Raw genomic sequence first — 1,047 nt, 5'->3', positions numbered from 1 at the left:
CCCTTGGTATGATAGCGCACCACAGTTGAGCACAGCGCGCTGTGGTCGCGGCCGTAGGTCTCGTAAACCCACTGCATGACGATTTCGCGCCGCTCATGCTCGAAGTCGACATCGATGTCCGGTGGTTCGTTGCGCTCCTGAGAGACAAAGCGCTCGAAGAGCAGATTGTTGCGCTCGGGATCGATGCTGGTGATGCCCAGCACGTAGCATACGGCTGAGTTGGCGGCCGATCCTCTGCCCTGGCACAGAATATCCTTGCTTCGCGCGAACTGCACGATGGCGTTCACGGTCAGGAAATATGGGGCGTAGTGCAGGATCTCGATCAGGCGCAGTTCGTGTTTGATCAGCGCCACCACCTTGTCAGGCACGCCCTCGGGATAGTGCCGCTCCGCGCCTTCCCAGGTGAGTTGTCCGAGCGCCTGCTGCGCTGTCAGCCCGGGCAGCATCTTCTCTTCGGGATATTGATAGGCGAGTTCATCGAGCGAGAAACGGCACTGCCGGACAATCTCAAGCGTGCGCGCGAGTGCTTCGGGATAGCGCGAAAATAGCCGCGCCATTTCCTCGGGCGGCTTGAGATAGCGGTCGGCATGGCGCTCGCGCCGGAACCCCAACTCGTCGATGGTCATGTTTTGGCGAATGGCCGTCACTACATCCTGCAAAATGCGCCGGCCGGGTTCGTGGAACAGAACGTCGTTCGTCACCACGGTCGGCACCCGCATTTGGGTAGCGAGGTTGGAGAGTTCATGCAGCCGGACCTGATCATTGGGCCGGCGGTGCAGGGTCAGCGCCAAATGGGCACGATCGCCAAAGGCCTCCCGCAACCGGCGCAATTGCAGGGCGCAGGTGTCATCCGCATGGTCGGGAACGAGAATGGCGATCAGACCCTCGGCATAGGCAGCTAGGTCGCTCCATTCCAGGTGACATTTTCCCTTGCCGCCGCGCTTCTTGCCCAGTGTCAGCAGCCGGCACAGCCGGGAATAGGCGGTCCGGTCGGTCGGATAGACCAGCACCGCCATGCCGTCGACCAGATCGAGGCGGCAGCCGACG

General features: G+C 61.7%; 1 pseudogene. It reads right to left on the bottom strand.

The window, feature by feature from the left end:
• A pseudogene (gene dnaE2 / locus EOA13_RS37245) lies at positions 1 to 1,047 on the bottom strand (error-prone DNA polymerase); the annotation flags it as partial.

This window comes from Mesorhizobium sp. M7A.F.Ca.US.011.01.1.1, assembly GCF_003998295.1.
GTDB lineage: Bacteria > Pseudomonadota > Alphaproteobacteria > Rhizobiales > Rhizobiaceae > Mesorhizobium.
The sequence above is the reverse complement of the archived record's forward strand: the minus strand, read 5'-3'. Positions and strand labels throughout refer to the sequence as shown.